Genomic DNA, 21,589 nt, shown 5'->3' with positions numbered 1-21,589 from the left:
CGACACTTGAGCGACTATTTTTGTTCAAACCTCTCCCTAAAATTCGGCTGCACCAAATACAAAGTTCCTGCCGTCATCAACATCAAAGCCAAAACAATCAAACCCCATTCGGAGAGGGTGGGATGCTTGCAGAGGGAGCAGCAAGAATTAGCGTAGTGGAAGGGGCACAGGTAGCATTGGTAGCAGCTGAAATATCACAATAAGCATTACCGCTGTCGCTGTTATAGAGTAAAGTGCGTGGTACTCCGAAAGGGTTTGAACACGTGGCTGAGGAGAAGCTCCACCCTCCCGCATCATTAACAAGTATGCCTCCATTTGAATTATTATAACAAGGACAACCCAATGCATCTGCTGCATCTCGTGTATAGTTTCCGTCGGCACCTGTCACAGAGCATCCAGCTATGGTAAAAGAATCGGGTTGAGCCAATGCAAAATTGGAGGAAAGAGAAAGTAACCCAACCAGACAAAAGGAAAGGAACCATTTGAAGTTCGATAAAAAGTTGAAATTGTTCATAAAAAATGATTTTTAAAAATGAATATTTAAAATGGTAGTGCTTTTTATTGAATTTCAATATAGAGCAGATTATCGTGTAATAATAAGAGCTGTTTTGGCTTTTGCTACCTTCAATGACAAGCCCCTATACTCCTAATAGACGAATTGAGGTAAGCGGATTGAAGATTTTTTGAAAAAAAAAAATGAAATTTTATTGGAGGATTTGGCAAAAGGCAGTGGCGTACCTGTAGCGGAAGTAGATAAACACTTGAAGGTGAGTTTGTAGTAAAAGGAGTTAAACCAAACGCCATAAACCTTGTTTCTTTTGAAACAAAAAGCCAATAAAATCCAACATGAAAAAAACATTCCTACTTCTACTTTTGAGCATTTTCACAAACCTACTCACCAACTGCAATGCCCCTGAACCAACTTCTACAAGTGTTCAAAATGAAGAACTCTCAATAGCCAAAAACGTTTCGCTTCAAGACTCCATTCAGCCCATTGATGCAGACCCAAATGATTTCAAACCCACTGAATGTGAGCTATTTTTTGATGAAGTGTTGATTTATAAGGTGACTGAAAAAGAAGCAACTAAGGAGTATTGGGTGTACTTCAATCCCAAAACCCAATACCTACTTTTTGCGCCCGAAGACGAAATGGTAGATGCCATAGTGAGCCATCCCGATGGTTCTTATTGGATTTTTGGAGACGATGGACATGGTAAGAAAACGGCAAACAAACAGCACATTGACGAAGTAGCAGACGAGCGACTCTATGAAGAAGATGCCGAATATCCGAGTTCCAATCGCTACATCACCTACACTCCAATGGATGAACAGTGGAAATTGGAAGAAAAAATCGGCATATTGAAGTCCATAGTATCAGAAGGTTACACCATGAAAGACCGAGAATCCGCAGAGCCTGGCAGCCTTTATTTGACGACACAAATTCCACTCGAAAACACCTATCAACTTTATGGGTTTTCCCAAATTGAAGGTGATTCTAAATTGCCGTGGGTGCTGAATGGTATTGGCGAATTTAGCAAAGAACAACTGCTCACCAAATACGAACAAAAATCGAAATGGGGAGATGTGGCATTGGAGTTGACTTCCTATTCCTTCAATTCTTACTACTTGAATGTATGTGATTATACGTATTATGAACAGAAAGAAGATGGTTTTGTGGAGGTGGAGAATCCTTTTGTGACGAAATAAATGCCAACATGATTTTAATTGGTTGGAACTTATTCTTCTGATACTCATATTGAAGTCGAATAGTAACGCCATTTTACAGATATTGTGGTGTCCATTCATTTCACAAACAATAATCAAGCAATACACTTTATCTCAAACCATTTTCTTCAAAAAACTCGAAAAAGCGCAAAACATACTCATTGCAGGAGTAGGAGGAGGTTTTGACATTTTCAGTGGCTTGCCTTTGTACTTCAATCTGATAGCGCAGGGCAAAAAAGTCCATTTAGCCAATTTTTCGTTTACACATCTCTCTCAGACAACCGCACAAAAAGTGTATCATGATTGCTACCAAGTGCTTCCCAACAATCGAGGTTTGAGTGGTTTTGGCTATTTTCCCGAAAAAGTATTAGCAGAGTGGTTCTTGACCCAAGACAACCCAACCAGTGTTTTTGCTTTTGAAAAAACGGGAGTAAAAAAGCTGCGAGTGGCCTACAATTTTCTCATCAAAGAACTTCAATTAGATGCCATCATTTTGGTAGATGGAGGCACGGATAGTTTGATGTTTGGAGATGAACAAGGCTTGGGAACACTCGTTGAAGATAGCACTTCCTTAGCGGCAGTTTTTCAGTCTTCGGTTAAGACCAAATTGTTGAGTTGTTTGGGTTTTGGAGTAGATTATTTTCACGGTGTTTCCCACTATCATTTTTTGGAGAATGTGGCGAAACTATCAAGGGAAGGTGGTTATTTGGGTTGTTTTCACCTGCTGCCTTTTATGTTAGAAGCCCAGAAATATAAATCTGTGTGTGGTGGATTATGCCAATATGCGGATGCCCAACTTCAAAAGCATTATAGCCAATTCAGTAGTCAGCACATTGCAGGGAGAATATGGGGACTATCACCGAACCAATCGAACAAAGGGCAGCGAATTATGGATTAGTCCATTGATGACCACTTACTGGAATTTTACGGTCGAAAGTGTGGTGAGCAATTTGTTGTATTACCGAAAAATCGCTCGTATAGAACGTTTTGTAGAAACGGTACACGAAATTTTTGAGTTCAAAAAGAATCGGGAAAATGTGAGGGAATACAAGCAATTACCGATTTAGGCAAGCTCATTAACAAAAAAAGTTGGCACCTCATTTTTATGTGAGTGTGCCAACTTTTTGCGCTTATCAAATTAGTTTTGAAATCTAAACTAAACAACTTTAAACTATCCTAATCTTGTTTTTCAGTCGTAAAAATAAATAGGAAAGAGTTGCGTCAGCCGATCTATTCGATGAATAGTTCCATTAAAACGATGAATGGTTGATTATTGAAGATAAGCTTGTCAAATTAGATTTAACTTTTTCATCAATGATTCTCTGTTTCGGCGGCTAATGGGTAAAATGGTATCTTTGATAAGCACAGAATTGTCTTCGATGTCGACAATTTTACCAATGTTGATGATATACTTTCGGTGGATTTTGTGAAATGTTTCGGTGGGAAGTCGATCTTCAATTTTTTTTAGTGTAGAATGAACTGTATATTTTTCTTTAGTAGTTATAAAATTAGCATAATCACCTACGGATTCAATCCACAAAATATCCGCTAAATTGAGCTTGGTAAGCCTTCCGTCTTCCTTCAAAAAAAGAGTTTGTTGTTCAATTTTTGGTGAGGGAGTAGCAACCATATTCTCACTTTCGTGAATAGCCTTTGCCTTTTGGATTGCCTTCAAAAAGCGTGGGTAATTTACTGGTTTGATTAAATAATCTGTAACATTGTATTCAAAAGCTTCCAAGGCAAAATTATCATCAGAAGTAGTAAAAACAATTTGAGGTAGCTGTCGCATATTTCGAACAAACTCAATACCTGTCATATTGGGCATGTGTATATCCAAAAATATTAAATCGATTTGCTCATTATTCAGATGTATTAAGGCTTCAGTAGCATCACTACATTCTGCAATAATGTCTATAAAATCTACTCTACTACACATCTTTGACAGGGTACGACGAGATATAGCATCATCATCAACAATTAAACATTTCATTTAGTTGATTTTAATAATTCCTTGTTTACCAAAAATATACTTTTTCTTATTATTTTGAAAAAGATCTCAATCTTACTGCCCAATTGATTGAGATTGGTTTTCTTCCTAAGGTTTATTTCAATAAAATCAGCTAATCGCCATGCCTGTTTCAAACCAACTACACGAATTTTTGACTTCAATACGTGTATTAAATTAGCCGCCTCAAGGTAATCTCTGCCCTTCAATGCTTGTTGTGTTTGTCGAACTATCTCAGGAACTTCGCGTAAGTAAATCAATAAGATTTCACATTCAAATGCTGTATCTCCTTCTGAAATTTGCTGTAAGTGAGTCAAATCTAAATAAATAGGAGGGGTTTTAACTTTTGTATTTAGGGTAGACATGTTTAGTTTATTTTGTGTGATAGATGTTGTGTGTTGGGTAAACTAAGCCTCAATTCTTATGCCATAACCCAATTAGAATTGACAGAGAAAAGTCATTTTTTATTTACTATTTACCATTCGTTACACTTTTAATAATCCTATCAAAAAAAATAAATTTTCCTGTCTATGTAAAAAAATGATAAACATTAAGTTAGGTTGAAAAAAATAAAATATAAAATTAATTTTTATTTTTTAAAGAAATAATATGACTTAATTATTGATAGCAAAAAAAACTATATTATTAATTGAAAATTGTCACAAAAATATCATTTTTATGTCATTTAAAAGTATTTATGGTATGAAAATTGTGTATGCAAGCATAAGTCACTAAATATACCTATTTCTACAAAAATATCAAAACCTTATCATTCTTTCTTTTGAATAAAACTGTCACGTGTGAATCAATCTACTCAAACACTTCCCATAGGCACAACTCTTTACAATGGCAAATACCAAATAAAAAGTGTTATTGAAGAAGGTGGGCTTGGCATTACCTATAAAGCAAATTCCATACAATTAGGAATATATGTAGCAGTAAAAGAATTATATTTATCAGGAAAATGTAATAGGAAAGAAAATAACGAGGTATTTGTAAAGAGCGAATTAGCTTCAAAAAGATTTGAAGATTATAAAAAGAAATTTGTAGCAGAAGGACGATCCTTAGCACAGTTCAAGCATCCCAATTTGATTCAGGTAAGAGATATTGTTGAAGAAAACAATACGGTCTATCTGATTATGGATTATGTGGAAGACCAAACCCTTGAAACCTATGTCTTCGAACGTGATGGTTTAGCAGAAGAAGAAGCACTATTGTATATTCGCCAAATAGCCAATGCACTCAAGCAGGTACACGAAAAAGAACTTTTACACAAAGATATTCGTCCTTCCAATATATTGATTACCAAAGAAGGTAAACCTGTATTGGTAGGTATGGGAATGACTGGACAATTTGTACAACCAACAGAAGATACAGGTGTTCAGGCTCCCAACTACGCTTCTATGGAGCAGTACATTGCTCAATACACTAAAAAAGACGATTCAGGACCTTATTCTGATGTATATGGAATCGCTGCAACCCTTTACTTTTGTTTGATTGGCGAACATCCCAGCAGTGCCATCAATAGACAACACGAAGATTTAACACCTCCTAAACACATCAACGATTCCATTTCGGATGCCACTAATCAAGCCGTATTGAAGGGAATGGCAGTAAAGGTAGAAAACCGCTACCAGACAATGGAAGCGTTTATTGCAGGAATTACCAACAAAAACAACGTACAAAATCAATCTGCACTCCCCAGTGGCACTCGCCTATTAGATGGCAAATACCGCATTGACAAAGTAATGGGACATGGCGGTTTTGGCATTACCTATCAAGCTACTATGCTGAGTCTCAATTCTCGATTGGTCATCAAAGAATTGTTTTTACCTGGCTATTGTGCGAGAAATGAAGACAACAATGTTGTATTGTTGTCGCTCTCTCTCGATGACTACAATTCATTCCGAAAAGATTTTGCAGAAGAAGGACGCAAACTCGCCAGAATCAACCACCCAAGCATCGTCAAGGTGCAAGATGTAATTGAAGAAAACAATACGGTTTATTTGGTAACAGACTATGTTGAAGGTCAATCACTCGAAGAACGCATTGATAAAAAAGGACCCGTTTCTGAAATAGAAGGATTGGTTTATACCCGTCAAATTGCAGAGGGCTTGATTGCGCTACACGACGAAGGGATTTTACATAAAGACATTCGACCATCCAACATCATCATTACCCGTTCCAAACAAGCCATTTTGGTCGGTTTGGGCATCAACAAAGAAAAATTTCCGAACAATAACCATTCCCAAGCAATAGGATTTGCTCCTTTAGAGCAGTATTCCACCGAAATGCGTTTGGGAAATTACTCCGATGTTTATTCCTTATCAGCTACATTATACTATGCCCTGATTGGCGCAAGACCTGTGAGCGCATTCGACCGATACTACAAAAATGTGGCGGTGCTAAAAGACCTCAATGCCGAAATCAGCGAGAAAACGAGCCATGCGGTCAATAGAGGCATCTCAATGAAGGCTGCCGAAAGGTATCAAGAAATAGAGGATTTCTTAGCAGACTTAGAGGAAGTAGATCCTGCAATATTGCACAAAAAACGCAGACTGCAATGGGCAATGGCTGCTTCCATCGTATTATTATTGGCCACCATCTTGTATTTTGTGAACAGAGAAGAGCCACTTCCCAGAATTACCCTTGATGATTATGGTAAATTTATGGAAGTAGCAGATGGGCTGATAGAAAATGGACATTACCATAAAGCTGTACGCTACTACAATGGCATTTTGAAGGTCAAACCCAATGATAAAGAAGTACTCGAAGCCAAATCTTATGCCGAACATGGAGAAAGCTTCAATGCTAATTGGTGGAAAGAATTGGACAAAGAGTGGCAAGAAGTATTTCAGAAAAGAATAGGTTTTCAAAATGAGCCATCAACCCAAGATCTAAAAGCTATTTTTGAGCTTCAAGAATTGTATTGTTACGACACAAACATCAAAACACTCGACCCACTGAGCAATATGATCAACCTTCAACGGTTGGGCTGCTACAATACACCTATCAAAAGTTTGGAGCCCTTGAAACACCTCAAAGAATTGGTTGTTTTGGATTGTTCCAATACACTTATCAACAACTTAGATCCTATTGTAAACCTCCGAAAACTCAAAACGATAGATTTTTCTAATACACAAATCAAAGACCTTGAGCCAATCGAAAGTCTGACGCAATTAGAGGAATTGTATGCAATCAGTACGGCAGTCGAAAACATAGAGTCTTTATCCAAACTGCAAAACTTGAAAAAACTGCAGATTCCAAAAACGGCTATCAGTAAACTCGATCCTATTGCAGGTCTTGTAAATTTGCAGGAACTCTACTGCTACAATACCCAGATAAGTGATTTAACCCCAATTGCAAATCTAGAGCAGTTACACACGCTTCATTGCTACAAAACCTCTATAAACCAACTAAAACCGCTTGAGAATTTAACCAATCTGAAGGAACTTCATTGCTACAATACACCTGTCAATACCTTAGAAGCCTTGCGAAATCTTCAAAACTTGAGAGTGCTGTATGTTCAAAATACACAAATCAACGACATTAGTCCTCTTCAGTCTTTGACCAATCTCGAATACCTCAAAAGCTACAATACATTGGTGAGTGATTTAAAGCCACTTGCGAAATTAATGAGTTTAAAGGAGTTAAATTGTTCCAAAACACAAATCAGTGATTTGACTCCCCTTCAATCCCTGACCAACTTAGAGCGATTGGATATTTCTAAATCACAGGTAAATAGCCTCAATGGATTACAAAAACTGATGAAGTTAACAAATCTTCAATGCAATAGTACACGCATCAACAAATTAGATCCTATTCGCAATCTAACCAATCTACAAGATTTGAACTGTTCTAATACAGCTATCACAAATATTGAAGCAGTCATAGGTTTGGTAAACCTTCAAAAGTTGGCAACGGCCAATACACAGATTACCAGTTTCGCACCTATCAGCAACCTTCGCAATTTACAAACATTGAAGTGTGAAGGAACAGCTGTTACTGATATGGATCCAATCGAAAAACTCGTCAATTTGAAAAATGTTGATTGCCTTGGAAAAGAAGCAATTACTGACAATTTGGATTAGGGTTGTCAGGGTCACGAGAAAATCCTAAATTCCCTGTCACATCACCACACGCAATCAAATCAATCGTTGTTCCTAAGAGCGATACATCATTAATGTCTTTTCGATACCGAGAAGTGAACAAACCTATACCATTCTCTACATTGGTATAAGTAGGTTGTGCTTGACTCGAAGTAATACCAAATTGGGCAAGAGCTACTTGATTGAAGGTCAGAAAATCCTCTGAGCCAGCCCAAATCACAAAGTCAAGTTTGCCCACCACTCGCTCAACGACATCAGCATCTGCTTCAATATTATTGGCCAAGAAATTCAAGAAGCGATCTGATTTCAATTCTACCTTGATTGAACCTCCAGTGCTGGCAAGTTGATCTTCTTGTCCATTGGTAAGTGCATCCCATTTGATGCGTTTTTGTTCAGTCACATCTTGTCCATTCACGTTGCGTGTTTCGGTGTAATTGAAGTAAACATCCACATCATAAATAGCCGCATTTTCGGCAGGAACCCAAAAAAGGTTATAATCACTCAAAAAACTAACCGAAATATCAGGATTTGGACGAGAAACAGTAAAATCTTTCACCATATTAGTAGTACTGCTCACCACATTGCCCGCAGGAGTATTCACAATCAAGCGGTATATGCGATTTTGGTCGAGCACAACATTTGTTTTGTATAGAAAATAGGGGTCAGTCGCAAATATACCTTCATCCTTGACAATACCCTCATCATTACCACTTACCCTTTGAAGCGGAATCGTTTTAGCGACTATTTCACTACCATTGGATATTCGGATTTCTTCAAGAGAGGCACTCAATGCCTCTACGCCAGTTTGATGGTAAAGAGAATCACCTACTTGTGCCAATTCTAAGGCACTTGTATTTTCACTCAAAAAAGCTTTTTGAATACGGATGTACTGTACATCATCTTTTGGATTTAGTAAGCCATATACAATCGTAATTTCTTTCCAATCAGAAGTTACATCAAAGTCGGTAGAACAAGCTGCAATGCCCAAAATTAGGGTCAAGATAAAAGGGACAAACAATTTTTTCATATCAAAAGAAGGATTTTTTAATTACTTTGTGTTGATTTACGTTTACAAACTGAAATGATAAAAGGCTGCAAAGTTGTTATACTCTGCAAGCCAAATGTATGCAATTTATACAAAGATAGTAGGATTCTAAAGATTCTTTATCGCCTAAACTTGTTAAAATTGGTTAATCAATGGTTTGGTAAACTGCCTAACACAACCGCAATACCGCAATATAACCCTTTAATAATTATAGAATGTCTGTTCATAGAAAAATACAAACAAAGCGAGTGACCACCAATACACTGTTGGCAATGAAGGAAGTAGGCGAAAAAATTTCGATGCTTACTGCCTATGATTATTCACTTGCCAGAATCGTAGATGCCGCAGGTGTTGACATCATATTGGTTGGTGATTCTGCTTCAAACGTCATGGCAGGACACGAAACAACGCTGCCCATCACTCTCGACCAAATGATTTACCACGCTTCGGCTGTGGTAAAAGCAGTCAAAAGGGCGTTGGTTGTCGTGGATTTGCCTTTTGGTTCTTATCAGGGTGACTCCAAAAAAGCCTTGAGTTCGGCAGTTCGAATCATGAAAGAATCGGGCGCACATGCCATCAAAATGGAAGGCGGCAAAGAAATCAAAGATTCTATAGAGCGTATCTTGTCAGCAGGTGTTCCTGTGATGGGGCATTTGGGACTGACTCCCCAATCGATTTATAAATTTGGCACGTATGCGGTGAGGGCTAAAAAACGAGATGAAGCGGAACAGTTGCTCAAGGATGCAAAACTATTGGAGAAAACAGGTTGCTTTGGACTTGTGCTCGAAAAAATTCCTGCTGAACTGGGCAAGAAAGTAGCCGAAGCGGTGTCTATTCCTGCCATTGGTATTGGAGGAGGAGGTCATGTGGACGGTCAAGTGCTGGTGCTACACGATATGCTGGGTATTACCGTTGATTTTTCACCACGTTTTTTGCGTCGTTACCTCAATCTTTTTGAAGACATCAAAGGTGCTGTCGGAAATTATATTGAAGATGTAAAATCAGGTGATTTTCCGAATGATAAGGAGCAGTATTAAGACGAAAGAAGTAGTTTTTTGGACTTTGCTCCCCTGTCCAAAATCTAGTAGTTTTGGAACGCTTCAAAAATAAGTTTACAATTTTTTTTTTTATTCATCGGATAAAGGCTTCAAAGTTTATGGTTTATAGCGACTTAACATTGGCTTTCATCCGATGAATTTTAAAAGGGTATTATTAATTTGCGTTCCTCTTTCATTTTAATTCTTACATTCCTTTCTAAGAAGGATTTGGTAAATGAGCCGACATAACCAACCCTTAACCCTTGTTGTTACGTTAACAACCAAACAGCAGAACACGATAAAAAATTTCGTATCGAATGAACAACAAGTATTTACTCGTACATATCTTCAATTTATTCCTTTCAATACTACTTTTATGGACGAACTGTTTGCAGGCACAAGACCGACCTTTAGGTACTTGGCGTGCTTATTTATCTTACGAGAGTGGTCAGACCATGATTTTAGCCGGTGATAAAGTATATGTTGGTACACGAACTTCACTGTATTCTTTAGACCCTACTGAAAATTCTATCCATACTTTTTCGCCTGTAGATGGCTTGAGTGATTTGAATATCAAGAGTCTGGGCTACTATGAGCCTACTAAGACTCTTATTATTGCTTACGACAATGCAAATGTGGATTTGATGCCCATAGAAGGTAAAATCGTGAATGTTTCGGATATAAAACGTGCCAACATTCTGAATGGAAAAACCATCAACCATGTATTGGTGGAAGGAGATTTTGCCTATTTATCTTGTGGTTTTGGTATTGTGTATTTGGATATTCTGAAAGCAGAAATCAAAGATACTTATATCATTGGTCAGCAAGGTTCACAGGTTGAAGTCTATCAAGTGGCAGTAGGAGACGGGGTAATCATGGCGGCTACCGAAGATGGAATTTACAAAGCATCACTTACCAGCGGTAGTTTAACCAACTTCAATAATTGGGTATTGGAAAACCATGAAGCGTTGATTCCAAATACGTCGGCAACAGCTGTTGCTTATCGAAATGGTCGTTTTTATGCTGTCCAAGAAGGTACACTTTTTCGATATGAAGAAGGGGAGTGGATGCCGCAATACTTTGACGAACAATATAAACCTCGTGCATTGAGGGTCAATCAAGGTAAATTGATTTTGACGGCTCAAGCAGATGGCAACTTTGGACGAATCGCTGTATTTGAAGACAATGAGGAAGTGCGGGTAATTGGCAATTATGGCGGCAAGATTCGAAATATATATGAGTCTGCTCTTGATGAAGATGGTAGTATCTGGACAATTGACTTTTGGTTTGGCTTGCATCATATAATGCCCGATAGTCCCGACAATAATGTTCAATCTGTTTTTCCTGAAGGCCCATTCTCAAGCGATGTGTTTGGTTTAGAAGTTTTGAACGACGATTTGTTTGTTATGCCTGGAGGAGCCTCTCCTACATGGGGACCACGGTATCTAAAGTTAGGTTTTTATCACCGCAGTAATATGGGAGAGTGGACTCGATTTAGTGAATCTTCCAGTCCGTCTCTAAATCCCAATGTTTTGATAGATTTCATCTATGCCAAAAAACACCCTTCTCTTCCAAAAATCTATTTGGCTTCTTTTGGCGGTGGATTGGTAGAATACGACTACGAAAATTTTACGGTTTATGACGATAGCAACAGCAGCATTCAATACATGATTCCTGATATTAGTAGCGCACGCTACCGAATCAGCGGTATAGACTTTGACAGTCAGCAAAATATGTGGATTAGCAACTTTGGCGCACCCAAGCCTATTTCTGTTCAAACATCTGCTGGAGAATGGTATGCTTTTGGTCCTTCTGACGAAGACAACATTGACCTTGGGCCTGAAAGAGAAGTTATTAGAATGAATATTGATGGGTATGATCAAAAATGGGTGGCAATGAAAGCGAGAGGTATTTTGGTCTTCAACCATGGTCCTGATTTGGCAAACTCCGAAGATGATTTTTACTTGCATTTATTACAAAACAATGGACGCATTATCAGCAATACCGTTTTTGCAGTAGCCAGAGATTTGGAAGGTTGGATGTGGGTAGGAACCGACAAAGGAGCAGTCTATTATACCTGTGATCCTGTGAGCATACAAGAAGGCAATTGTCAAGCGGTTCAGCCTATTTTGGAAGTAGATGGCTTTGGTGCTTTGTTGCTCGGAACTGAAAATGTGCGGGCGATTGCAGTAGATGGGGCAAACCGAAAGTGGTTTGGAACAGACAATGGCGTTTTCTTAATGTCATCGGACGGAACGGAACAGATTCAACGCTTTACCACCGAAAATAGCCCTTTACTCTCCAATTCGATTACTTCAATTGCTATCAATGACAAAAATGGCGAAGTATTTTTTGGGACAAATTTGGGAGTTGTTTCTTATAAAGGGGATGCCATTGGAGCAGAAAGTACGCATACTGAAGTTGTCGCCTACCCCAATCCTGTGCGTCCTGAATATGCTGGCCCGATTGCGATTAAAGGTTTGGCCCAAAATGCAGTTGTGAAAATCACTGATATTGGCGGAAACTTGATGTATGAAACCCGTGCATTAGGTGGCCAAGCCGTTTGGGATGGACGTGACTATACGGGCAGAAAAGCAGCAACAGGTGTTTATTTGATTTTTAGCAGCAGTGAAGATGGCACGGATACCAATGTAGCGAAGTTGTTGATAGTAAATTGATTTCAAGGTATTTCCACCTCAAAATTCTCAAATACTCCTTTGGGCAACTCTTCAAAGACGGCAATATCAGACAATTTATTTTTACCTCTATCGCCACTCAATAGGATGTTGCCGTAAGGTTGATAATCTTTCCACGGAGTTGTAAACCGAGCCGAATCATCACTCGCTTTTTGGTAGAAAGCCCATTGGCTGACCAGATTGGAGGATTTGTCTATATAAACCAAATATTTGTTTTCAGGTGTAACCCCTACCTCATTGAAGGTCAATTGGAGAATAGAGGCTTCTTTCTCATCTTCGGTTATGCCTGTTCCTTTGTACTTCAATGTCACTCCACTGTCTTTCAATTTGAAGGGCATCACCAACCAATAAGAATCGTTTACCCAAGTTTCGTAGGCTTTTCGCATCAATTCCTTCAATACCGTAGGATCGCTTACCACATTTCCTTTTTGCGTGGCCTTACCCTCTTTGGTCTGCACATTCACCAACAGCTTCAAGCTGTCTTCGGGAATCTCTATGCGTACATTGCCCGTTTTTTTGTCCCAAAGTAAAGTTCTCCGTCCAAAAAAGTTCCATTTAAGGAAATGAATGGCATCCCAATTCGCTCGCCCGCCCATTGCAGCCATCACTTCATCTGCAACTTCAATGGCTTTTTCGTCCGATTCAGCCATATTGAAGTCAGGCGCTGCGGGGTTTTTGAAGGTTGAAGCTGTGGCCTGCGTTGAAGTTTCTACTTCATGAGATGTATTTGTTTGACAAGCAATTGTCAATAAAAAAAATATGGTCATTAGAAAAGAAGTAATATAGGTCGATTTCAACATTGTAGATTGGATATTTTGGTTGGGAATGGAAGGAAATATACTAAAAAATGGCTCAGTATCGAACATGACTCAAGACATTTGAAGTTTCTTCTTGATAAAAAATGGATTTTACTACCCAGTATTTTCGAGTATAAACTTCAAATGCCTCCTATTAACACTCATTGGTGCTAACTAACGCACCAACATCACAGTGCCTTTGCGCTCCAATACAAAACCCAATTCGGTTTGCATACGGATATAATACGCATAAACTCCCTGTGGAGCAAGTTTGCCTTGATAGTAACCGTTCCACCCTTCATCAGGATCAGATGTTGTGAAAAGATGTTCTCCCCAACGATTGAAGACCACCATTTGGTAATCGTTTGGATTTGGGTTTCTCAAAATAGGTTTGAATACCTTGTTTACCCCATTTGGAGCAAAGGCATTGGGAACAAATATACGAGGTGATTGTGAAATGCAAACTTGGTTGGATTGGGTAAGTTCATTGCTAACGGTTCCGTCATTGCAGATTACGTTGTACTGTGCTTCAATGTAGTAGCAATAAGAAAGATCCGCATTTTCAACATTGTTCAATTCATCTTTGAAGTCCAATGTAGTGTTGTTCTCTGATTGAATAGGGGTGAAATTTTTGAAGGGCGTGTTTTCGCTTCGGTAAATCGTATAGCCATTGACGGTTGAGTTTTCGCCAATATTAAATTCACTCCAATTGAGCAGGTTTGTGCCGTCTAATTGATTGCGCCCACTCAAAAATATAGTATTGCCGATATTGGACTCTACTCTTCTATTACATTCATCGACATGCACAATCTGATAGAAATAAGGCCCTTGATTGATATTTATAGGGTCAAAAAAACTGATAAAGGAGTCACCAGCCTGAATTTCGCCCAAACTTTGCAGGTTGGTGAGACTGCTGCCTCTGAAAATCTGCAAAGAACTAATATCTGCGGTTTCGTCTAAGTTCCATGCCAATTCTACGACATTGTTGAGAGTATCTATTGTCAAGATATTCAAACAAATATCTGTTGGAGGATTGCTTGCTTCTCTGGTGATGCAGACCTCGTTGGATTCGGAAGCTAAATTGGTGGTATTGTTGGCAACAATTTTAAAACATTTTGAAGCTGTATTTGGAGTGATTGAATAAGCAAAAGTAGTGCTTGGTGCTGCTACTACGATGGTATCTGTGTCGGTATAAATGGTGTAACTCGTAACGCTATCTACTGCAATGCCATTGATAGTTTGGTTCCAACCAATATAAGGAGTCCATGATAGGTTCACCAAATCATTGCACTGATCTACTTCTGCACTCACAAAAACGGTATAGTGTGTATCGGACAATACACTTGGGTTTTCTGATTCGCTGCAACTGTAGGAGCGCAACCGATACCCAATCGAAGCAATACTCGCATCTATACCTGTATCAATGATGTAAATAGTATCATTGATGATGGTTAAATCCTCCAATGCGCTGGGTACATCGGAGACTGTTTCAAAATTTTGTCCATTATTTTGAGTTCTAATCAACAGATAACCCGATACTTCTGGGTTTGGGCTGGGTAAAAAAGCAATTTGGACGCTGCCATCTGGTAATACAGTAGTCCCAATAATTTTAGGAGGAGCAGGGCGGCGATTGATGACCGTATCAGAAGGCAGAGATTCTTGTCCACCACATCGGATGGTCATGTAATAATAATGGGCAGTAGTGTTGGTATTGTATTCAAAAGGCGGAGGAGAAGCAATTGCAGCAATTTCTTCAAATGGCCCTGCTGGGGTGGTCGAACTATAGATGACATAAGCTTCAAAACTACCTGTACCATTGCAGTCGTTGTTGGGCATATAATCCCACACAACGCTGGTGATAGAATTGCTGAAACTGGCACAATCTATTTTTGGCGGATTGGGTTGCGCTTGCACTGTATTGAGCATCCATGAAGCCAAAAGAAGTAAAACGAATGTATATTTTTTGAAAGTTTTTTTACTGTTCACTTGAGTTTGTATTTTGTTCTTGAACTTTTCCAAATTCTTTATTTACCAACAACTACATAGCTAAGTTGTTGTTCGTCAAAATATTTGCACGCTAATTTTTGAAGGTCATTTGGTGTAATCTCTTCAATGCTAGAGATAATCTTATCAAAGTAATCTATTTCGAGTCCATACAGATAAATACCTTCCAAAGCACTTGCAAGGTTAAATGCCCCATCTACACTGGACAACAAATTGCCCATCAAATAACTTTTGACCAATTCCAATTCTTCTGGTTCTACCAAAGTGTCTTTTAAACGATTCATTTCAAAAAATATTTCTTTGATCGTTTCCTCCCATGCGTCATCGGCCACTTCGGTCGAAATATTCCAATAACCTGCTCTTAAAAAAGATATGTCGGTAGAATATATACCATAAGTCAATCCCTTTTCTTCTCTTATGTTGGCCATCAAGCGAGAACCAAAAAAACCTCCAAATAGCGTATTCAATACATAAAAAGGCAGGTAATCAGGATGTGTTTTATTGAATAGTGGCTGCCCCATGCAAATAGCTGCCTGTACGGAGTCTTTTTTGGAAATATACTCTTGCTGAGGCTTATAAGTAGGAATAAGGTGGTTGGGTTCTGCTTCAATGACCCGTTTTTGCCAATGAGACGTACCCAAATAACGGTTGACAAGACCTAATTCTTCCTCGCTCAATTTCCCTGCAATGTATATCTGGCAGTTGTTGGGAGCATAGCATTGTTGGTAAAATGCTTTGAGAATTTCTGTATTCACCGCATCATAATCCGAGGTTTGCACATTGTAGCCATAAGGGTGGGCATCTCCAAAAAGAATGCGATTGATATGACGTTGTGCCAAATAATCGTTTTCTTCAAGATTGACCAATAATTTTTGCTTGCTGTTTTGAAGAATGGTTTGCAGCTCTTTTTCAGGGAAACTTGCTTCTGTGAGCATTTCTTGTAAAACAGGCAATAGGTATGGCAAATGTTTGGTGAGCGTATAGAGTGTTATACTGGCGTAGTCTTTATTTGCCGAAGACTTCAGTGTAGCACCGTGGTATTCTATACGGTTATGCAGCTGTTTGGCATTCATTTGTTGAGTGCCTTCTCGCAACATTCGAGCGGTAAATTCTGCTGACAATCTCTGCTTTTCGTGCCATCTGCCTGCCTGAAAAATGAGGCGTATCATCACCACTTCTTGTGTACCCATGTTCCATAAATAAACGGGAATATCGTTGTCTAAATGAAGCTTTTGGGGTTGTATCACCTTCAATGCTTGAAGTGGACGAAGTGGGGGGGCTGTATTTCGATTGAGCCTATTTTGCATGTTTGGATATTTGGATAACTTGTCCCGAAACCTCGGGGTTGGATATTGGATATTGAAGTTTGTCTTACGTCTTCAGTCTTTCTTCTTGGCGTGGTAATAAATCGTTGAGCAATTTTCTTTTCTAAATACTTGTTTGGCTACTCGTCGAATATCATCCGCCTGAACAGCATTGTATCTATTCAGTTCGGTATTGATTTCTTCCACATCTCCCATCAACTCGAAGTAGGCAAGGTGATAAGCTTTATTGGAATTGCTGGCTTCAGAAAATACAATAGCAGATTCCATTTTGTTTTTCACCTTGTTCAATTCATGTTCTTCTAAGTCATTATATTTCAATGCCTCCAATTCTTCCCATACGGCAATTTCTGCCATTGCAGTAGTGATATTTTCATTCAGTTTGCCATAAATAAAAAACAAACCGTTGTCAAAATCTTCGGTAATATAGGCACTTAGGCTGCTAAATAATTGCCGTTCTTTGACCAATTGAGTATATAAACGAGAAGAATGTCCGCTGGACATTATTTCTGCAATGGTATCAATAACAGGATATTCGATATCGTATCTATCACAGGTATGAAAAGCCATATACAAAGCATTGAGAGGGACATCAGCTTCAATGGTAAGACTGCGAAATTCAGTTTGTGGTGGTTCAACAGGGAGCTTGCGTATGTAGTAAGGGCTGCTCGGAATATTGGCAAACCATTTTTCGGTAAGCCTTTGTACTTCATCTGCTTTCACCCCTCCTGCTACTGTCATGATGGCCCGATTGGGGCGATAGTGCTGGTAGAAGAACGCTTCAATATCTGTGAGGGTGATATCCTGTATTTGTTGGAGAGATTTGCCAATGACAGGCCACTGATAAGGGTGTGATTGATAGCAAAGTTTGCGGAGTTTGTGCCACACATCGCCATAAGGCTGATTGATGTAATTTTCTTTGAATTCTTCACAAACGACTCCTTGTTGTACTTCCAAAGACTGTTGATTGAAGTCCAACTGCATCATTCTATCTGACTCCAACCAAAAAGCAGTTTCGAGGTTGTGGGCAGGGAGTATATCATAGTAGTTGGTCACATCATTACCCGTAAAGGCATTACTCTCACCGCCTGCTCTATACAGTGGATTGTCGAAATTGGGAATATTTTTAGACCCACTAAACATCAGATGTTCAAACAAGTGCGCCATCCCTGTTTTGTCGGGTTGTTCATCTCTTGCGCCTACGTCATACATGATGTTCACTACTGCCAAAGGCGTGCTTGCATCTTCATGCACAATGACTCGCAGCCCATTTTCTAAGGAAAACCTTTTGTATTCAACCATTTAATCTTGGATTAAGGCATCATTTAAGGCAACAAAAATACGAATATTCTGCCATTATTTTGAATTTGCCTTAGAGTTTGATAGGGCGATTGAAGGGAGTAGTCGTGTTTGTAATATAATTTTGAATCTGGTCAATCAGCAATTTGGCACTCAAACCTTCCTTATTTTCAGGAGCTGAATATTCCAAAGCTTTGTATGCAATGGTCTTAGCATTTATCAAATATCCCAGTTTGAACATTATATGGGCATAGGTATTGTAATACGCATAAGTTTGTGTTTGTACAATTGCTGTCTCCATCCATTTTTTTGCCAACTCCAAGTCCTCCACTTCTTCTGAATAATTCATTAAATCCTCCGCTGTTTCATGTAAAAAATCTGGGTGACGGACTCCATGCTTTTCGATATATTCTTTGACTATATAGATATAATTTCTCCAATCAGCACTCTCTTTGTAATAAATGGATTCTACCAAAAAAACCATTCGATCTTCATCCCAAAACTTTGCTTTCTTAAGCATTTGTTTTGTCTCTTTGAATAGTTTTTCATTCTTATCTTTAGCGGCAATACTGGCATTGGACAAAGCTGTAGATTTGATGCGGTTGACAATGTGGGCATAACCAAATTGACCTTCAAAAGTAGTTCTCATTCGTAACAGAATACTCATAGCATCTGTCTGTAAATTATTAGAGAAATCGTAAACAAAGAGTATATTTTTAGGGCTTTTCAGCTTATTTTTTTTCAGATGTGAGAGATAAGTATTCACCACTTCCACATAAGGTTCATTGTGTTTCCTGAGTTCATACGCATAGTCGTGTAAAAAACTTGGGCTTTGAAACCCTTTGGCGTATTGCTCATTCATGGTTTCCAACATAGTTTTTGAAGGAATAAATGGCTGGATACTTTCTATCAATTGCGTGGTTTTGGGAGAGATCAAAGGAGATTTCAAGGCTTTGTATGCCAATGTTAGCAATTGTACTTTATCTTTGTCGCCTAAATCTCGGTAAATTGGATAACCCATTGGATGTAAGAAAATAAGGTCGGGTAAAACTTGCACCTTGTATTTTTTTGAAAAACTATGTCCTTCTGCTTTGTCCACATTTATTTTTAGATTGACGAAATGGTTATTGTAAAAACTACCTACTTCTTCTTGACTAAAAACACTTTCCTCCATCTGCATGCAAAGTCCACACGTATCACTATAGGCTTCTACAAATAGTGGACGTTGTAGATGCCTGGCTAAGGTACTTGCTTCATCCCAGGTACCTTGAAAAAACTCAATTCCTTTTGCAAATGCGGCATTGGAATTCATTGATAAGATTAGAAAAAAGATGATAGTTAATTGCTTGGTGTTAAATCGGGGGTAAAACATGAGAATTAATGATGTTTAATGTGGCTTCAAAATCATTAAATGGGTGCTATTTGTCATAAATATCATTCTCTACTGCAAAAATGTGCAATAAGAGTGGGAACGTTTATTTTAATTAATGTGAGTTGGGGGAGGAATTGGGGGAGGCTTTTTAGAGTAAATTCTAAATTGATAGTAAAGTTATCAATTTCTTTTTCAAGATACAATTTTTTTTGATAAAAAACGAATCTTTTTTTTGTTTATTTCGTAGCGAGATTTTTTCTGAAACTATAAAAAACGATACCCAGATGTATGAAGTTCAAAATCCGATGTTGAGGCTCTTTAAATACTTAAAGGCTTATTCGAGGGGACTTAATTTTTCTATTTTTTCGAGTGTTGCCAATAAGATATTCGATTTGATGCCTCCATTGATGATTGGCTGGATAATAGATACGGTAAGTGGAAATATACCTCAATGGATAGGGGGAATATTGGGTATTTCCGAGATTTGGTCTGCCGCCATTTTTTTGAGTGGATTGATTGTTATTGTTTTTCTACTTGAAAGTTTTTTTCAGTGGATGTACCAGTATGGTTTCATGACCCTTGCTCAAAAAGTACAACATGACCTTCGATTGGATGCTTACAAGCAGATGCAAAGCCGTGAAATTGCTTATTTTGAAGAAAATAGAACGGGCAATTTGATGGCGATGCTCAATGATGACATCAATCAATTGGAGCGTTTTCTAAACAGTAGTTTCAATGAAATTGTCCAACTGATCACTTTGTTCGTTTTTGGATCTATTACTCTTTTCAGCGTTTCTTGGGAATTGGCACTCGTTGGTATGGTTCCTATTCCGCTTATTTTTCTGGGAAGTATCTATTATCAGCGAAAAATTGCTCCGTATTATCGAGATATACGTGCAGCCGTTGGAGAATTGAGTAATCGTTTGGAAAATAACATTTCGGGTATTTCGGTGATAAAAAGTTTTACTGCAGAAAAATTTGAATATAAGCGGGTTTCTGAGGCTTCAGAAAACTACAAAAATGCAAATTTTAATGCCATTAAATACAGTTCACTCTACATTCCCGTGATTCGCACCTTTATTGCATTGGGATTAGGGGCTTGTATGCTTTTGGGATCTTATTGGATTATCAATGATACGGGAAAATTGACATTGGGAGAATTGACCTTATTTGCGATGATGATTCAGTCCATATTGTGGCCCATCACTTATTTAGGGCGTGTGTTTGATGAGTTTGAGAGAGCAAGAGCCAGCGCACGTAGAGTTTTCGGACTGATGGATACACCGAATGTGATTCAAAATCCTGAAAATCCACTTCCTTTTGACCATATAAAAGGTCATATTCGTTTGCAGGGAGTTCGCTTCGCCTATAATCAACAAATAGAGATTCTAAAAGGTATTGATTTTGAAGTTGCATCGGGGCAAATTGTTGGTATTGCAGGGCCAACTGGTGCAGGTAAAACCACGCTTATCAAATTGCTTCTTAGATTGTATGATGTGACACAAGGAAGTATTCAAATAGATGGCAAAGATTTGAGAGAAGTGGACATGCACACCCTTCGACGACAGATTGCTTTGGTGAGCCAAGAAGTATATCTTTTTCATGGTACGATTGCAGAAAACATTGCATACAGTCTTGAAAATGTATCTCAACAAACGATTGAATCTGCAGCACAAAAGGCACAGTTACATGACTTTGTGAAAAGTTTGCCCGATGGTTATGATTCTATTATTGGAGAACGAGGCATCAAATTGTCGGGTGGTCAACGGCAACGCCTGAGTATTGCTAGAGCGATATTGAAGGATGCGCCGATTTTGATTTTGGATGAAGCGACCAGTTCGGTAGATACTGAAACAGAACGTGCTATTCAAGAAAACCTTCGTCATTTGACCGTTGGTAAAACCGCACTTATCATTGCCCACCGACTTTCTACTATTCGCCATGCCCATCAAATCATCGTTTTGAAGGAGGGAAGGATTGCAGAAAGAGATACACATGAAGCTTTGGTGGCCAAAGGAGGTATTTATGCAGATTTGTGGAAGGTGCAGATTGGAGAGTTGGTCAATTAGTTGGGCTATTCATTCGAAAAACGATACTTTTTGAAGTAAAACGAGTGTGGGAATTGACATTGATTTTTTACCAATACTAAATCGAAATTTTATTGTTATCTTTCCAGAC

The 21,589-nt window shown here is 38.6% G+C and carries 16 protein-coding genes; 7 read left to right on the top strand and 9 right to left on the bottom strand.

The features are described 5' to 3' along the window. Positions 1–97: 97 nt before the first annotated feature. Positions 98–514, bottom strand: coding sequence for a hypothetical protein (locus tag R3E32_16870; GenBank protein MEZ4886411.1), 417 nt, complete (start codon positions 512–514; stop codon positions 98–100). Between the two features lie 332 nt (positions 515–846). On the opposite strand from R3E32_16870, the gene R3E32_16865 reads away from it, so the two are divergent. The 3 genes from R3E32_16865 to R3E32_16855 are packed head-to-tail and all read left to right on the top strand — an operon-like array spanning position 847 to position 2,792. Next, positions 847–1,707 carry a hypothetical protein gene (locus R3E32_16865; GenBank protein MEZ4886410.1) on the top strand — a complete coding sequence of 287 codons (861 nt, stop codon included), beginning with the start codon at positions 847–849 and terminating at the stop codon, positions 1,705–1,707. A 22-nt stretch (positions 1,708–1,729) separates the two neighbouring features. Beyond that, positions 1,730–2,623 (top strand): DUF1152 domain-containing protein, encoded by an 894-nt coding sequence (locus R3E32_16860; GenBank protein ID MEZ4886409.1) that lies wholly within the window; start codon positions 1,730–1,732, stop codon positions 2,621–2,623. Positions 2,624–2,630: 7 nt separating this feature from the next. Further along, the gene (locus tag R3E32_16855) at positions 2,631–2,792 is read left to right on the top strand and encodes a hypothetical protein (protein MEZ4886408.1); all 162 of its coding nucleotides are present in this window, start codon (positions 2,631–2,633) and stop codon (positions 2,790–2,792) included. Positions 2,793–3,013: 221 nt separating this feature from the next. Here R3E32_16855 and R3E32_16850 read toward each other — a convergent pair whose 3' ends face one another. After that, positions 3,014–3,715, bottom strand: a complete 702-nt coding sequence (locus R3E32_16850) for a LytTR family DNA-binding domain-containing protein (GenBank protein ID MEZ4886407.1) — start codon at positions 3,713–3,715, stop codon at positions 3,014–3,016. Next, a complete protein-coding gene (locus R3E32_16845; GenBank protein ID MEZ4886406.1) occupies positions 3,712–4,095 on the bottom strand; it encodes an Hpt domain-containing protein in 384 nt (127 codons plus the stop codon). Before R3E32_16845 ends, R3E32_16850 begins: the two co-directional genes overlap by 4 nt. A gap of 435 nt (positions 4,096–4,530) precedes the next feature. Between R3E32_16845 and R3E32_16840 the strand changes: the two genes are divergently transcribed. Beyond that, a complete protein-coding gene (locus R3E32_16840) occupies positions 4,531–7,821 on the top strand; it encodes a protein kinase (GenBank protein ID MEZ4886405.1) in 3,291 nt (1,096 codons plus the stop codon). On the opposite strand, the gene R3E32_16835 is transcribed toward R3E32_16840, so the two are convergent. Continuing rightward, positions 7,802–8,866: a hypothetical protein gene (locus R3E32_16835; protein ID MEZ4886404.1), complete on the bottom strand. Its 1,065-nt coding sequence runs from the start codon at positions 8,864–8,866 to the stop codon at positions 7,802–7,804. The genes R3E32_16840 and R3E32_16835 overlap by 20 nt on opposite strands. 233 nt (positions 8,867–9,099) lie before the next feature. Between R3E32_16835 and panB the strand changes: the two genes are divergently transcribed. Both panB and R3E32_16825 read left to right on the top strand, forming a co-directional pair. Continuing rightward, on the top strand, positions 9,100–9,921 hold the full coding sequence (panB, locus tag R3E32_16830) for a 3-methyl-2-oxobutanoate hydroxymethyltransferase (protein MEZ4886403.1): 822 nt from the start codon (positions 9,100–9,102) through the stop codon (positions 9,919–9,921). 317 nt (positions 9,922–10,238) lie between these two features. Beyond that, positions 10,239–12,599 (top strand): hypothetical protein, encoded by a 2,361-nt coding sequence (locus R3E32_16825; GenBank protein MEZ4886402.1) that lies wholly within the window; start codon positions 10,239–10,241, stop codon positions 12,597–12,599. Between the two features lie 2 nt (positions 12,600–12,601). On the opposite strand, the gene R3E32_16820 is transcribed toward R3E32_16825, so the two are convergent. From R3E32_16820 to R3E32_16800, 5 genes are all read right to left on the bottom strand, one after another. After that, positions 12,602–13,483, bottom strand: coding sequence for a hypothetical protein (locus R3E32_16820; GenBank protein ID MEZ4886401.1), 882 nt, complete (start codon positions 13,481–13,483; stop codon positions 12,602–12,604). A gap of 105 nt (positions 13,484–13,588) precedes the next feature. Further along, entirely contained in the window at positions 13,589–15,400 is a 1,812-nt protein-coding gene (locus R3E32_16815; GenBank protein ID MEZ4886400.1) for a gliding motility-associated C-terminal domain-containing protein, read from the bottom strand. A gap of 38 nt (positions 15,401–15,438) precedes the next feature. Further along, positions 15,439–16,725 carry a pitrilysin family protein gene (locus R3E32_16810; protein ID MEZ4886399.1) on the bottom strand — a complete coding sequence of 429 codons (1,287 nt, stop codon included), beginning with the start codon at positions 16,723–16,725 and terminating at the stop codon, positions 15,439–15,441. 72 nt (positions 16,726–16,797) lie between these two features. Continuing rightward, positions 16,798–18,042 carry a pitrilysin family protein gene (locus tag R3E32_16805; protein MEZ4886398.1) on the bottom strand — a complete coding sequence of 415 codons (1,245 nt, stop codon included), beginning with the start codon at positions 18,040–18,042 and terminating at the stop codon, positions 16,798–16,800. Positions 18,043–18,112: 70 nt separating this feature from the next. Further along, positions 18,113–19,351, bottom strand: a complete 1,239-nt coding sequence (locus R3E32_16800; protein ID MEZ4886397.1) for a thioredoxin family protein — start codon at positions 19,349–19,351, stop codon at positions 18,113–18,115. A gap of 344 nt (positions 19,352–19,695) precedes the next feature. Between R3E32_16800 and R3E32_16795 the strand changes: the two genes are divergently transcribed. After that, positions 19,696–21,480: an ABC transporter ATP-binding protein gene (locus R3E32_16795; protein MEZ4886396.1), complete on the top strand. Its 1,785-nt coding sequence runs from the start codon at positions 19,696–19,698 to the stop codon at positions 21,478–21,480. Positions 21,481–21,589 lie beyond the last annotated feature (109 nt).

The organism is Chitinophagales bacterium (genome assembly GCA_041392475.1).
In the GTDB taxonomy this organism is placed as follows: Bacteria; Bacteroidota; Bacteroidia; order Chitinophagales; family UBA2359; genus JAUHXA01.
The sequence above is the reverse complement of the archived record's forward strand: the minus strand, read 5'-3'. Positions and strand labels throughout refer to the sequence as shown.